Source organism: Wolbachia endosymbiont of Armadillidium vulgare str. wVulC (assembly GCF_001027565.1).
Lineage (GTDB): Bacteria > Pseudomonadota > Alphaproteobacteria > Rickettsiales > Anaplasmataceae > Wolbachia.
In genome coordinates this window covers 491,068-506,488 of record NZ_ALWU01000001.1, presented here as the reverse complement: position 1 = coordinate 506,488, position 15,421 = coordinate 491,068, and the positions used below count along the sequence as shown (strand labels likewise).

Below are 15,421 nucleotides of genomic sequence, written 5' to 3'. Positions count from 1 at the left end.
TTTGAATTATAGGAGTGTAGCTCAATTGGTAGAGCACTGGTCTCCAAAACCAGAGGTTGTAGGTTCAATTCCTATCGCTCCTGCATTAATGTTATGGTAAAAATGTTAAAAAATTTGTGTGGTTTTTTTTGTGATATAAAGCAAGAAATAAGGAGGATTGCTTGGATAAAAAAACAGCAGGTATTGTCATCTCTGTTTGTTGTAATAGTTGTTATATTATGTTTTTCGATTTTCTTCTGTTTCGTGGATTTTATGTCTCTTTACATAATTAAGACTTTGTTTGGAATTATTTATGGGATGTGAATATAAATGGTATATCATTAAAGTTGATTATGGGTATGAATCAGATATACGTGAATTGGTAAGCAATACTGTCTATTTTAAGGAGGTATTTATTCCTTATCAGATAGTATATAACTCAAAGTCTAATATAAAAGAGTTATGTGAAGTATATATATGTATGCATCTGTGTGATGAAAGCAAAAATATTTTGAATCAAATGATTGGATTTTGTAGTGACGAGTCTGGTAATTTTGAGGAGATTTTAGATGATGAGATAAATTCAAAACGCAAGGAATTTAATAGATATAAGTGGTATATTTTAAGAGTTGCCTCTAATTATGAAGAGAAAGTGCGCCAACATATATTAGAAAATTCTATGAGATTGGGTATTAACAATTATTTTAATGGGGTTTTTATTCCTTGTGAAGAATTAAGTGAGGTGGACTTAAAATCTAAAAAAATTGCTGCACGGAGGAAATGCTTTCCTGGTTATGTTTTTTTATACGTGAATTTATGTGATGAGGTATTGAATTTTATCAATAATATACCAAAATCTCTTAAGGTTTATGGATTTTTGAAAAATGGTAATGTTCCAAAGGTAATTACGGATGATGAGATTCGCTCAATGTGTAGTGCGCTTTACAATGCTCAAGAAACGAAAAAGTTAAGTTATGGTTATGAGAAAGGTGAAAAAGTAAAAATCAATGATGGTCTTTTTCAAAATTTTACTGGTAAGGTAGATATGGTAAATGATGAGAAAAAAATTATTAATGTGGAAGTATCGATTTTAGGTAAGCCAACAATAATAGGGCTTGATTTTGCTCAAGTTGAAAAAATAGAGGAGTAGTTATGAGTGTTATAATTGCTAAGATTAACTTACTTATGGAAGCTGGAAAAGCAGTTCCAGGACCGAAAATTGCTTCAGTACTTGGTCCGCGTGGTATACCTGTTCCTAAGTTTTGTGAAGCTTTTAATAAAGTTACTAGCGCTGCTAACGCTAATTATAAAGTAGGCGATTTAGTAACAGTGCGAATTTCCATAAAGGATGATCGCTCTCATGATTTTACTGTTAGCGGTCCGCCTGTGGCTTATTTACTTAAGCAGGAGGCTAAATTAACTAAAGGTTCTGGTAATCCTGGTAAAGAATTAGTGACTAAATTACCTATGTCTGCTATAATTAAAGTGGCAAAGTGCAAGATGGTTGATATGAAAGTGGGTAATGAAGATTCAGCAGTGAAAATGGTTGTAGGCACTGCAAAATCTATGGGTATAGAAGTTGTGGAAGGTTAGGTAAATGAATACATATAATGATAATCCTAAGCAGTGTTTGAAGAAGATTATTGAGTTTGCTTCAGCAAAATTTAATGAATCAATTGATATTGCAGTCAATTTAGGAATAGATTCTCGTAAATCTGAAGAGCAGGTGCGTGGTACAGTAGTTTTACCTAAAGGTATTGGAAAGGATATTAAAGTGGCTGTTTTTGCTCAGGGTAAGCATTTATTAGAAGCTAAAAAAGCTGATGCTGATATTGCAGGGGGAGAGGATTTAGTTGAAGAAATAAAAAAAGGTAAAAAGTTGGATGTTGATTGGTGCATCACTACTCCTGATTTTATTGTAAAAATTACTCCTATTGCAAAAATATTGGGTGCTAAAGGGCTGATGCCTAATCCTAAATTTGGTACTGTGACTTCTAATGTTGAGGAGGCTATTAAAACTATTAAGTCTGGTCAAATAAGATTTAGGACAGATAAGAGTGGTATTATTCATGGTAAGTTAGGGAGTGTTAAGTTCGATGTTGATAATTTATTGGAAAATTTAAAAGCCTTTCTTAAAGTAATTAAAGATAATAAACCTACTTCTGTAAAAGGAGTTTACTTTAAAGGTGTTTTTTTAAATTCAACTATGGGTAAAGCTTATAAAATAAACAAAATAGAAGATATAATTTAGGGGAGTGGTACCGTGAAGCGTAAAGATAAGGATGAATTTATACAGAGCATAATGAATATATTTGTAAATAATGATTTCTTAATATTGGTAAATTTTAAGTCTATGAATGTTAATGATTCATTAATTCTTAGGAATAGCCTAAAGTCTGTAATGAGTGGGATGTTGGTAGTTAAAAACACTCTAGCCTGCTTAGCTTTGGAAAGGACTGGCAGATTTTCTTATTTATCAGGCAAATTTTCTGGTCCTGTTGCTATTATATACTCTAGTGGCATAGTAGAAGCTGCAAAATTAATAGTTGATTTTGTTAATACTAATAAAGAAAAAATGTCTGTAATTTGTGCAGCTCATATAAATGAATTGTTGACAGTGGAAGATGTTAATAAATTGGCTAAATTGCCTTCTCTGGATGAATTACGTGTTAAAATTATGCGTTTAATATCTTATGATATTCCTGCTCGATTGGCGTTGTCTATTAATTCATCTTCTATGAGGCTTATGAGAGTTTTGGATTATTATAGTTCTAAAAAATAAATTTGTTGTTAAGTAAGGTGGTAATTATGAGTAATGTAATAAGTGATTTAGCTAATAAAATATTAGATTTAAAACTAATAGAGGCTTCTGAACTTGTAAAAGTTCTAGAAGAGAAAATAGGGTTGCCTGCTAATTCTTTTCTTGGTGGAGCTGTTGGTGCTGGGGCGCCTATTAGTGATAATGCCGCTCCTGCTGCTCAAGAAAAAGCTGAGTATAAAGTTGTAATTAAAGAAATTGATGCGAGCAAAAAAATAGGAGTTATTAAAGCTACTAGAGAGGTTAATTCTACATTGGGTTTAAAAGAAGCAAAAGAGTTGGTTGAATCTTTGCCTAAAGATTTGATTGCTAATGTTTCTAAAGACGAAGCAGAAAAAATAAAGCAAAAACTTATTGAAGCAGGAGCAACTAAAGTTGAGTTTGAATAAAGTGTTAGTATATTAATTTTATGTTGATATAGCTCTTTTAATTAGTTGAAGGTATTTTAATGATTGATTCTTCTTATATGTGTGCTTCTAGTGCTTTTGTTCCTAGAGTTTCTTATTCCAGGTCGATTGATTTAAAAGATTCTTTGTTAGATTTGGTTAAAGTTCAAAAGGAATCATATAGTTCCTTTAGTTCTAATAGTAAGGATAATAAAAGGCTTGAAGCTATCTTTCATACAATCTTTCCAATAAATGATCCTTTGCATAGGGCTACTATCGAGTTTATGAGTTGTAGGGTAGATGATCTTAAGTATAATGAATCTGAATGTATAAAACGTGGTATAACTTTTTCTGCTCAGGTTATTGCTTCTATACGTCTTGTTATTATGCAGGATGGTGTTTCTCTTGATGAATATAAATCAATTAAAGAGAGTGGCGATCATTCTAAATTTGCAACTGTTATAAAATCTGTTGAAGAGCAAGAAGTTCGCTTTTGTGAACTGCCTATGATGACTGATAATGGCACTTTCATCATTAATGGCGTAGAAAAAGTTATCGTTTCACAAATGCATAGATCTCCTGGAGTGTTTTTTGATAGTGATAAGGGGAAAACTTACAATTCTGGTAAATTGATCTATTCTGCCAGAGTTATTCCTTATAGAGGTTCTTGGCTTGATATTGAGTTTGATGTTAAAGATCATTTGTATTTTCGTGTTGATAGAAAGAGAAAATTGCCAATATCAGTTTTATTAAAGGCTTTTGGCCTATCAAATAATGATATACTTAATAAATTTTATGAAAAAGTAGAGTATGTAAAACATAAAAGTGGTTGGAAAGTACCTTTCACTCCTGATAAATTTAAGGGAGTTAGATTGCCTTTTGACTTAAGGGATGTTACAGGTAATATCCTGCTTAAAGCTAATGTTCGTATTACCGCAAGGCTAGCCAAAAAGATGCATGAAGATGGATTGAAAGAGTATCTGGTGCCTTCTGATTCTATATGTGATTTATTTCTTGCAGAAGATTTAATAGATAGTGCTAGTTCTGCAAAAGTTTTATCTGCTGGTGAACCTATAAAATTAGAGGATGTAAAAAAGCTTGAGTTGTTATCTATAGATAAAATATCAGTATTGAACATAGATAATGTTTCTGTTGGACCTTATATATTAAATACACTTTTCTTAGATGAAAATATGTCTTATCAGAATGCGCTATACGAAATATATAAAGTTTTACGTCCCGGTGAAGTTCCTGTTTTAGAGATAGTAGAGGAATTTTTCCATAATCTTTTCTTCAATCAAGAATATTATGATCTGTCTGATATTGGTAGATTAAAACTTAACTCTTGCTTTGGGTTAAATTATGACGAAAATTTAACTACTTTAACACATGGAGACATTATTGGAATTATAAGAAAAATAGTATTGTTACGTGATGGTCAAGGATCTGTAGATGATATTGATCATTTAGCAAATAGAAGAGTACGTTCAGTTGGGGAATTTATAGAAAATCAATTTAGAACTGGATTATTAAAATTGGAGCGGGCAGTAGTTGATTCTATGTCTACTTCTAGTTTAGATAAAGTCTCTCCATCCGATTTTATAAACCCAAAAGTGTTAACCAATGTCTTAAGAGATTTTTTCAATTCTTCTCAATTATCTCAATTTATGGATCAGACTAATCCATTATCTGAAATAACACATAAAAGAAGGTTGTCGGCGTTAGGTCCTGGTGGTTTAACAAGAGAAAGGGCGGGATTTGAAGTGCGTGATGTTCATCCAACTCATTACGGAAGAATTTGCCCTATTGAAACTCCTGAGGGGCAAAATATAGGCTTAATTAACAGCTTGGCTATATACGCTCGTATTAATAAATATGGGTTTATTGAAAGTCCTTATAGGAAAGTAGTGAATAAGGTTGTTACTGATCAAATTGAGAATCTGTCTGCTATAGATGAAGGTTTATATTATATAGCTGATACCAGTGCAAAGCTTGATGAAAACAATTGCTTTGTTGATGATATGCTGTATTGTAGATATGCTGGTACTTTTGTCATGGTAAGTAGTAACCAAGTGAGTTACATTGATTTATCTCCTAAGCAGGTAATATCAGTTGCTGCTTCTTTAATTCCATTTTTAGAAAATGATGATGCTAATAGAGCACTAATGGGTTCAAATATGCAACGTCAAGCTGTACCTTTATTGAAGCCTACTGCTCCTTTGGTTGCTACTGGTATGGAGTCTTTCGTAGCTTCTGGCTCTGGTGCTGTAGTTTTAGCAAAACGTGATGGCATAGTTGATAGCTCTGATAGTAACTCTATAGTTATACGTGTTTTTGATAAAGAAGGGGTTAACTACTTGGATGTAGATATTTATCATCTAAGGAAATTTCAGCGTTCTAATCATAATACTTGTATTAATCAGAGACCACTGGTGCATGTAGGTGATTGTGTTAAGAAAGGTGATGTGATAGCTGATGGTCCTGCTATTAATAATGGTGAATTGGCACTTGGTCAAAACTTGCTAGTTGCTTTTATGTCTTGGCAAGGTTATAATTTTGAAGACTCAATTATTATTTCTAGTGAAGTTGTTAAAAAAGATCTCTTTACTTCTATTCATATAGAAGAATTTGAATGTGTTGTGCATGATACTCCTTTAGGGTCAGAAAAAATAACTCGTGCCATACCCGGTGTTAATGAAGAAAATCTTTATCACTTGGATGATAGTGGTATAGTGAAAATTGGTACAAGAGTTGGTCCGGGCTATATTTTGGTGGGGAAAGTTACACCTAAGCATTCTCTTTCATTGCCTCCTGAGACAAAACTGTTAATGACAATTTTTGGTGAAAAGTCATTTGATTGTGCGGATTCCTCTTTATATACATCTCCGGATATTGAAGGGACAGTGATTGACGTGCAAGTCTTTACACGCAGGGGGGGAGAAGAAAATGAAAGGGCATTTCTCATTAAGCAAAAAGAGGTAAATGACTTTGAGAAAGAGCGAGATCATATAATCAATGTTATTAGTCAATATTTCTATGATGAATTGAAAAAACTTCTTATTAGTTCTGGCTCTCAAGATCGAGAAAGTATTAATTTTATTGAACGTGAGGTATGGTGGGGTATAGGATTAAAAAACCAATCTATTTCTAAGCAAGTTGAGAGCTTAAAAGAGGATTTTAATCAAAAGATATCAAATGCAATAGCACAATTTAAGAAAAAAGTAGAAAAATTACATGAAGGTTATGATTTACCTCAGGGTGTGTCAATGTCAGTAAAAATTTTCATTGCTGTGAAACATAGTCTGCAACCAGGAGATAAAATGGCTGGTAGACATGGAAATAAAGGTGTGATTTCTCGAGTTGTTCCAGTGGAAGATATGCCTTATTTGGAAGATGGTACTCCTATTGATATTATTCTTAACCCTCTTGGCGTTCCTTCACGAATGAATGTAGGGCAAATATTGGAAGCGCATGTAGGTTGGGCTTGTAAAAAATTAGGAGAAAAAGTAGGCAATATTCTTGACGAGATCAATAAAATCAAACGTGCTTTTTGTGAGGGAATTAAATCTCTTAATGATGATGATTTTGTAAAATTTGCAGCAGCATATCTTGATAATAAAAAAATTGAGGATATTAATGATGATGAAATAACAGCTTCTATTTTAGATATGCCTAATAAGGATGAACTAAATAATGAATTGACTACATTAGTAGAGAATTATTTTAACTCTTGTAAGGGTGCACACAGCAGTTTACGTAACTTCCTTACTGAGGTTTATAGTTGTGGCAGTAATGTATCTGTTTGTAATAATATTCATGATATTAGCGATAATAATCTCATTGAATTTGCGCATAAATTACGTAATGGCATTCCTGTTGCTGCACCTGTATTTGAAGGTCCAAAAGATGAACAAATAGTAAAGCTATTTGAACTTGCTGGGTTGGATAACTCTGGGCAAGTTGTATTATATGATGGTTGTTCAGGTAAGAAGTTCGACCGCAAAGTTACAGTTGGTTACATGTACATGCTTAAGTTGCACCACTTAGTAGATGGTAAAATTCATGCGCGTTCAGTAGGACCTTATAGTTTGGTTACTCAACAGCCTCTTGGAGGAAAGTCTCATTTTGGTGGTCAGCGTTTTGGTGAAATGGAATGTTGGGCATTGCAAGCCTATGGTGCTGCTTATACTTTGCAGGAAATGTTAACTGTGAAGTCTGATGATATTAATGGTAGGGTTAAGATTTATGAGTCGATAATAAAAGGTGATAGTAATTTTGAATGTGGAATTCCTGAATCCTTTAATGTGATGATAAAAGAGCTGCGTTCCTTGTGTTTAAATGTGGATTTGAAGCAAAATGGCATAGTAATTGAAGATATATCCCATACTAACATTGCACAATCTTTTAATGAGGTTAGCATTTCTATTGCTAGCCCTGAAAGTATTAGGCGTATGTCTTGTGGAGAGATAACGGATATTTCAACCGTAAACTATCGTACATTCAAAGTTGAGAAAGGTGGGTTATTTTGTCCTAAAGTTTTTGGTCCTGTCAATGATGATGAATGTTTATGTGGAAGGTACAAAAAAAGGAGATATAGGGGCCGTATATGCGAAAAATGTGGAGTAGAAGTTACATCTTCCAAAGTAAGGAGAGAGAGAATGGGTCATATAGAGCTTGCATCTCCTGTTACTCATATATGGTTTTTGAAGTCACTTCCTTCAAGAATTGGAGCATTATTAGATATGTCTCTGAGAGATATTGAGAGTATTTTATATAGTAATAATTATGTTGTGATAGATTCTCTTGTTTCCTCTTTCGAAAAAGGTGAAATTATTAGTGAGAAAGCTTATAATGAAGCTAAAGATAGCTATGGGGTCGATAGCTTTGTAGCTATGCAAGGTGTTGAAGCTATAAGAGAACTGCTAACGCACCTTGATTTACATGAAATTAGAAAGAATTTAAGACAGGAGTTAGAGTCTGTTGCTTCTGAAATGAGAAGAAAGAAAATTATAAAGAGATTGCGTATTGTTGAAAATTTTATCAAGTCTGGAAACAGGCCTGAGTGGATGATACTTACAACTATACCTATTTTACCACCTGATTTGCGTCCTTTGGTATCGCTTGAAAGTGGTCGCCCTGCAGTTTCTGATCTGAATCATCATTATAGATGTATTAATAATAGAAGTAGAAGATTGGAAAAATTGTTAAGTTTAAATCCTCCTGAGATTATGATTCGTAATGAGAAAAGAATGCTACAAGAGGCAGTTGATTCTCTTTTTGATAATAGTCGTCGTAATACTCTGATAAATAAAGCTGGCGCTACTGGATATAAAAAGTCTCTTAGTGATATGCTGAAAGGAAAGCAAGGTCGTTTCCGTCAGAATCTTTTAGGAAAAAGGGTAGATTACTCTGGACGTTCTGTAATAGTTGTTGGTCCAACTTTAAAACTAAATCAGTGTGGATTACCAAAAAGAATGGCTCTTGAGTTATTTAAACCTTTTATTTACTCAAAGCTTAAGATATATGGCATAGCTCCAACTATTAAATTTGCTAGTAAATTAATAAGAGCAGAAAAGCCAGAAGTTTGGGATATGCTTGAAGAAGTAATAAAAGAGCATCCTGTTTTGCTAAATAGAGCGCCTACGCTACATAGGCTTGGTATTCAGGCTTTTGAGCCAGTCCTTATTGAAGGTAAAGCAATACAGCTTCATCCACTTGTTTGTACAGCATTTAACGCTGACTTTGATGGTGATCAAATGGCAGTGCATGTGCCAATTTCATTAGAAGCTCAACTTGAAGCTAGAGTATTGATGATGTCAATAAATAACGTTTTGAGTCCTTCTAATGGAAGACCAATTATAGTTCCTAGTAAAGATATAGTACTTGGTATATACTATCTGACTCTACAGCAACTTAAGGAAGATAGCTTATCACTTTTTAGTGCTTTTTGTGAAGTTGAGCATTCCTTAAACAATGGTACTCTACATATTCATTCTAATATAAAGTGCAAAATGGAGTATATTAATAACGATGGAAACATTCACTATAAAATTGTTTGTACAACTCCTGGACGTTTAATATTATGGCAGATTTTTCCTAAACATGAGAATCTAAGCTTCGATCTAATAAATCAGGTATTAACAGTGAAGGAAATAGCTAGCATAGTTGATTTGGTATATCGTAATTGTGGTCAAAGTGCTACAGTGGCATTTTCTGATAAATTGATGACACTTGGCTTTGAGTATGCTACATTTTCCGGTACTTCTTTTAGTCGTTGCGATATGGTTATACCTGGGACTAAAGCTACACATGTTGATTATACAAGGGGTGAAATTAAGAAATTCTCTGCACAATATCAAGATGGGCTAATCACTAGAAGTGAGAGGTATAATAAGGTTATAGATGAGTGGTCTAAGTGCACAGATATGATAGCGAATGATATGTTAAAAGCGATATCTGTATATGATGAAAATAGTAAGTACAATTCAATATACATGATGGTTAGCTCCGGTGCAAGAGGTTCTACTTCCCAGATGAAGCAGCTAGCAGGAATGCGAGGGCTTATGACTAAACCTTCTGGTGAGATTATAGAAACGCCTATAATTTCTAATTTTCGTGAAGGGTTGAATGTCTTTGAATACTTTAATTCTACTCACGGTGCACGTAAAGGTTTAGCCGATACTGCACTTAAAACTGCAAACTCTGGGTATTTAACTCGTCGTTTAGTTGATGTATCTCAAAATTGCATAGTTACAAAATATGACTGCAAAACAAAAAATGGTCTTATTGTAAAGGCTATAGTTGAGGGAAGTACTATAGTTGCATCTCTAGAGAGTGTTGTGCTAGGTAGAACAGCTGCAAATGATATATATAACCCAGTAACAAAACAGTTATTAGTAAAAGCAGGGGAATTAGTTGATGAAGATAAGGTAAAGCAAATCAACATTGCGGGTCTTGATGCTGTAAAAATTAGGTCACCTTTGACTTGCGAGGTGAGTTCCAGTATATGTTCTTTATGTTATGGAAGAGATCTTGCAACTGGTAAAATTGTTTCAATAGGCGAAGCAGTTGGTGTAATAGCTGCTCAATCTGTTGGGGAGCCAGGTACTCAGTTAACGATGCGTACTTTCCATATAGGTGGAGTAATGACTAGAGGTGTTGAATCCTCAAATGTTATAGCTTCTATTAATGCTAGAATAAAATTAAATAATAGTAATATAATTATAGATAGAAACGGAAATAAAATTGTGATAAGCCGTTCCTGTGAAGTCGTCTTAATTGATAGCCTTGGTAGTGAAAAATTGAAGCACAGTGTGCCTTATGGTGCTAAACTTTATATAAATGAGGGTGAGTTAGTAAAAATTGGTGATAAAATTGCGGAATGGGATCCTTATACATTACCTGTTATTACGGAAAAGACTGGTACAATATCTTATAAGGACTTAAAAGATGGAATTTCGATCACTGAAGTGATGGATGAATCTACAGGAATATCAAATAGAGTAGTAAAAGATTGGAAATTGTATTCTGGTGGAGCTAATTTACGTCCTCGTATTGCGCTCCTTGATGATAATGGCGAAGTAATAACGCTCGCAAGTGGTGTTGAAGCATGTTACTTTATACCGGTTGGTGCAGTGCTTAATGTACAGGATGGTCAGAAGGTTCATGCAGGTGATGTTATTACAAGAACACCAAGAGAGTCAGTTAAAACTCGTGATATTACTGGTGGTTTGCCGAGGGTTATAGAATTATTTGAAGCACGTCGTTCTAAAGAGCATGCTATCGTTAGTGAAATAGATGGTTGTGTAATGTTTTCTGAGAAAGATCGTAGAGGAAAACGCAGTATATTAATTAAACCTGTAGATGAACAGATTTCTCCAGTTGAGTATCTGATATCAAGAAGTAAGCATGTGATAGTCAATGAGGGTGATTTTGTGCGTAAAGGTGATTTATTAATGGATGGTGACCCTGATCTTCATGATATTCTACGTGTGCTTGGGTTAGAAGCTTTAGCACACTATATGATTTCTGAAATACAACAAGTTTATAGGTTACAAGGTGTGCGCATAGACAACAAACATTTAGAAGTGATCTTAAGACAAATGCTACAAAAAGTGGAAATTACTGACCCTGGTGATACTATGTACTTAGTTGGCGAAAGTGTCGGCAAGCTGGAAGTTGATAGAGAAAACGGTGCTATGAATAACTCTGGCAAACGGCCTGCTCATTATCTCCCTATTCTACAGGGGATTACTAGGGCAAGTCTTGAAACTAATTCTTTTATTTCTGCTGCCTCTTTCCAAGAGACAACAAAAGTACTGACGGAAGCAGCATTCTGCGGAAAGAGTGATCCTTTAAGTGGATTAAAAGAAAATGTTATAGTAGGAAGATTAATTCCTGCTGGTACGGGTTTGATTATGAATAAGGTGAGGGCACTTTCACTTTGTGAGAATATAGATAAGTATGAAAAATATTTTGATATTGAAACTTATGACGAGAAATGTTTGGGGGATAATGGTTGTCATTTAAGTTCTGGTGAAGAAGAGAGTATGGTGGCATCACATTATGATCAGTCGAATTGAATATAGCTAACGAGACAGTATGTTGAATCAACTTTTTTTAATTAAAAAAATTGATTATATTTTCTTTTACTTCTGTGCTATCTGTCATGCTATTTACTCTTACACGAAATTCAGATGAATTTTTAAGTCCACTACTGTACCAGCCTATATGTTTGCGGGCTATCTTTATTCCTATGTCGTTTCCATAGTATTCAAGAATACTGTCGTAATGCTTGAGTATTATGCTTAACCTCTCTGAGGCTGTCGGTTCAGAAATTTCACCTCTACTTAAAAAATTCATTACTTGATTAATCAACCAAGGTTTGCCGTAAGCACCACGACCTATCATTACTCCGTCTGCCCCTGATTCTTTGAGCGCGTTTTGAATATCATCCAAGCTTTTAATATCACCATTCACTATAACCGGAATTTTTACTTGCTCTTTAACATTTCTAACGAATTTCCAATCTGCTTGACCGTTATAAAGCTGTGCCCTTGTTCTTCCATGCACAGTAATCATTTTTGCTCCTAAATCCTCGGCAATTTTCGCAAGTCTCGGGGCATTGCGATTTTCATCGTTCCATCCAGTGCGCATTTTCACCGTAACTGGCACATTCACTGCTTTGACCACGGCCTCAATTATCTCAGCTGCTTTTTTCTCATCACGCATTAGCGCTGATCCTGCATAACCGTTTACAACTTTCTTAACAGGACAACCGAAATTTATATCTATTATTTTTGCACCCATATCCTCATTTAGTTTTGCAGCTTCTGCCATAACATCTGGCTCACACCCAGCAAGCTGCACAGCAGTTAATTCATCGACTTTTGCTTTTTGCAGACTCTGGCGAGTTTGTATAATCATGGCTCTGCTTGCAATCATTTCTGAGACTAACAAACTTGCACCAAGTTTCTTCACAATACTTCTAAACGGATAATCAGTCACCCCAGACATTGGCGCTAAAATTACCGGAGAATCAATCGTCAAACTTCCTATTTGGAGGGGCATGAGGTTAATGATAATTCTTCATTGTGAACTACGTAATGTTACAAAACGAGCCCGCATGCTGCACCTCTGAAGTGGAAGACAGAGATGTTGCCGTTCTCGGAAGATTACATAAAAGTCCTCCCCTTAAATCTTCCTTCCATTTTTCATCATTCATGAGTGCTTCTGCAAACTCTCTTCTTTTCTCCTCCAATTGCTTTGAATCAGGTGTGTACTTCGATAGCTTTACATCAATCTGATCAAATAATTTATCTTCTTTAAGCATTTGCGTAATCATACGAGCATTTTCTAACGCGAATATTCCACAGTTATGCCCATCGCTTTGTTGTGGGGTTTTGGAGCTTTTTATGTCTAATATCCATTCCCCTTTTTGCAATCCTCCCTTAACAATATCCAGCAAATTATTTGGCAATTGATCACCAAATGAGTTGCAGTAATAAGCTCTAAATTTCTTATTACCTGCATCAGGTTTAATGACCAAAGTTACCCAATGATTATTGTTAATATGAAAAACCGAAGTAAATATCAATCTAGGGTTTTGTTCCAATTCACCTCTGTAATTCTGAAGGAACTGTCTTGTGATTTCATCCCAGCCATCAGAATAGCCAGGGGCAAGAAAATAGACGTTATTGTTGCTATGTCCATTTTTTGAGTACTTATACACAACTCTTGCAATATGTGTAATGTCATTATCATCTAACCAGTAACTATAGTTTTTTCTGTTTGTCTGATGCACAAGAGTGTCCAAATTTTCATGAAACTCTTTACCACCCAAACCACTATCCAAAGAGCTTCTACGACTGCTGTTCCTTGAATCGGGTTCACTGCCTGGTATAATACCACTATCTGTATCTGGAGTTTTTGGATTTCCTTGATTATTTACAGCCTGCTCTTGCTCTGGTGATTTTGACAGCTCATCAGTTTTAGTATTGCTCTCTTTTTCCTTTGAAGCTCCTTTTCCATCAACATAACCCTTTACCCAGTGAAATAAGGGCTCAACAACCATTTTGTATATCACTGTGAGCACTATTCCCATTAAGATCCAAGCTACAGGATGAAAAATTAGCATAGCAAGTGGTAAAGTTAAGAGGGTAGACCCTATTATCAACCCCAAACAGCCAACAGTAAATGTAGCTGCTAGATATATACCAAAAGCGTAGATAGCAAATCTTCCATCATCCTTAAGTTTGGTGAAGTGAGTACTCTCTTTAAATTCATTGTATTCTTCTATGATGCCTAACATATTATATTTTACGTTAATTAATTCTAGCAAATTCTGGAGGTAAAATCAATATTAGCATTTATCTGCATTGTATGCAAAAATATTGAATGTTAGAAACTTTTGAAGTACAGTAATGATGTTAGTAATAGCACAATATATGCATGATATAGAACATATACGCAAAAACCCTGAAGGATTTGAAAAAGCAATGAAAAGCAGAGGGATGGAAGAATTTACTACAGAAGAAATATTGGGTATTGATCATGAAAAAAGATCACTGACTACTAGACTACAAGCTTTAAATAAGCAACGCAACGAAGTCACAGAAGAAATAAAGAAGCTTAAAATGAACAAAAGCCCCTGTGAAAAGCAAATAGAGTTATCAAAAAGCATCACAAATGAGATAGAGGCAGCTAGTTTAAAAGAGCAGGTAGAAAAAGATAAGTTAATGAATACCTTATCTAATTTACCGAATGTCCCTTCGCAAGATGTACCAATAGGTGCGGATGAAAACTCTAACATAGAAATTAGAAGGTGTGGAGAAAAAAGGCAATTTGATTTTACACCAAAATCTCACTATGAACTTGGAGAAAAATTAGGTTTAATGGACTTCGAACAAGCGGCGAAAATTTCCGGATCAAGATTTGCGATATTAAAAGGACAGTTAGCTAAGCTTGGACGAGCGCTAATAAATTTTATGCTTGAAATGCATGTTAATGAATTTGGCTATACTGAGGTGTATCACCCAGCTTTGGTGAAAAACGAAGCTATGTATAATGTTGGTCAGCTACCGAAATTTTCTGACGATTCGTATTTAACTACCGACGAATTGAGATTGATTCCCACAAGTGAAGTGTTTTTAACAAATTTGGTTATTGATAAAATAGTAGAGGAAAAAGAACTGCCTATTCGTTTTACTGCCTATTCGGAGTGCTTTCGTAAAGAAGCAGGTAGTGCAGGTCGCGATACCAGGGGCATGATAAGGCAACACCAATTTGGTAAAGTGGAGTTAGTAAGCATCACAACTGAAGACCAATCAAATGATGAGTTTGAGCGTATGACGAGTGTTGCTGAAGAGATATTAAAAAAATTAGAATTGCCATACAGAGTAATGCTGCTTTGCAGTGGCGATATGGGCTTTGCTGCACAAAAGACTTATGACATAGAGGTGTGGTTACCTGAGCAAAATAAATACAGAGAAATATCAAGCTGCTCAAATTGTGGTGCATTTCAGGCAAGGAGGATGAACACTAAATACTTCTCGGAAACTGATAGAAAAACAAAAAAATACCTGCACACTTTAAATGGCACAGCTTTAGCTATAGGTAGAACTATTATTGCCATAATGGAGAATTATCAAAATTCCGATGAGTCGGTTACAATACCAAACGTGTTGCAAAAATATATGAGTAATGATACTGTTATAAGCAAATAATAATTTTGACATAT

Annotated in this window: 10 protein-coding genes and 1 tRNA gene; 9 read left to right on the top strand and 2 right to left on the bottom strand. The window is 34.6% G+C overall.

All coding sequences use genetic code 11. The features are described from left to right. Positions 1–10 precede the first annotated feature (10 nt). The 8 genes from wVul_RS02510 (at position 11) to wVul_RS08410 (ending at position 11,765) form a co-directional block, all read left to right on the top strand. Positions 11–83, top strand: a tRNA-Trp gene (locus tag wVul_RS02510). Positions 84–93: 10 nt separating this feature from the next. Next, on the top strand, positions 94–303 hold the full coding sequence (gene secE, locus wVul_RS08415; protein WP_153295469.1) for a preprotein translocase subunit SecE: 210 nt from the start codon (positions 94–96) through the stop codon (positions 301–303). Continuing rightward, positions 293–1,129 (top strand): transcription termination/antitermination protein NusG, encoded by an 837-nt coding sequence (gene nusG, locus wVul_RS02505; RefSeq protein WP_047759009.1) that lies wholly within the window; start codon positions 293–295, stop codon positions 1,127–1,129. Before secE ends, nusG begins: the two co-directional genes overlap by 11 nt. 2 nt (positions 1,130–1,131) lie before the next feature. Further along, positions 1,132–1,572, top strand: coding sequence for a 50S ribosomal protein L11 (locus tag wVul_RS02500; RefSeq protein WP_047759008.1), 441 nt, complete (start codon positions 1,132–1,134; stop codon positions 1,570–1,572). 4 nt (positions 1,573–1,576) lie between these two features. After that, positions 1,577–2,230, top strand: a complete 654-nt coding sequence (gene rplA, locus wVul_RS02495; RefSeq protein WP_047759007.1) for a 50S ribosomal protein L1 — start codon at positions 1,577–1,579, stop codon at positions 2,228–2,230. A 12-nt stretch (positions 2,231–2,242) separates the two neighbouring features. Next, positions 2,243–2,761 carry a 50S ribosomal protein L10 gene (gene rplJ / locus wVul_RS02490; protein WP_047759006.1) on the top strand — a complete coding sequence of 173 codons (519 nt, stop codon included), beginning with the start codon at positions 2,243–2,245 and terminating at the stop codon, positions 2,759–2,761. 26 nt (positions 2,762–2,787) lie between these two features. Beyond that, on the top strand, positions 2,788–3,186 hold the full coding sequence (gene rplL, locus wVul_RS02485) for a 50S ribosomal protein L7/L12 (RefSeq protein WP_047759005.1): 399 nt from the start codon (positions 2,788–2,790) through the stop codon (positions 3,184–3,186). A 59-nt stretch (positions 3,187–3,245) separates the two neighbouring features. After that, positions 3,246–11,765, top strand: coding sequence for a DNA-directed RNA polymerase subunit beta/beta' (locus wVul_RS08410; protein WP_153295467.1), 8,520 nt, complete (start codon positions 3,246–3,248; stop codon positions 11,763–11,765). 37 nt (positions 11,766–11,802) lie between these two features. Here the strand turns inward: wVul_RS08410 and dusB are convergent, their stop codons facing one another. After that, entirely contained in the window at positions 11,803–12,753 is a 951-nt protein-coding gene (dusB, locus tag wVul_RS02470) for a tRNA dihydrouridine synthase DusB (RefSeq protein WP_047759004.1), read from the bottom strand. Between the two features lie 28 nt (positions 12,754–12,781). Next, entirely contained in the window at positions 12,782–13,993 is a 1,212-nt protein-coding gene (locus wVul_RS02465; RefSeq protein ID WP_153295465.1) for a Ulp1 family isopeptidase, read from the bottom strand. 136 nt (positions 13,994–14,129) lie between these two features. Here wVul_RS02465 and serS point away from each other — a divergent pair, with 136 nt between their 5' ends. Continuing rightward, positions 14,130–15,407, top strand: coding sequence for a serine--tRNA ligase (gene serS / locus wVul_RS02460; protein ID WP_047759100.1), 1,278 nt, complete (start codon positions 14,130–14,132; stop codon positions 15,405–15,407). The last annotated feature ends 14 nt before the right edge of the window (positions 15,408–15,421 follow it).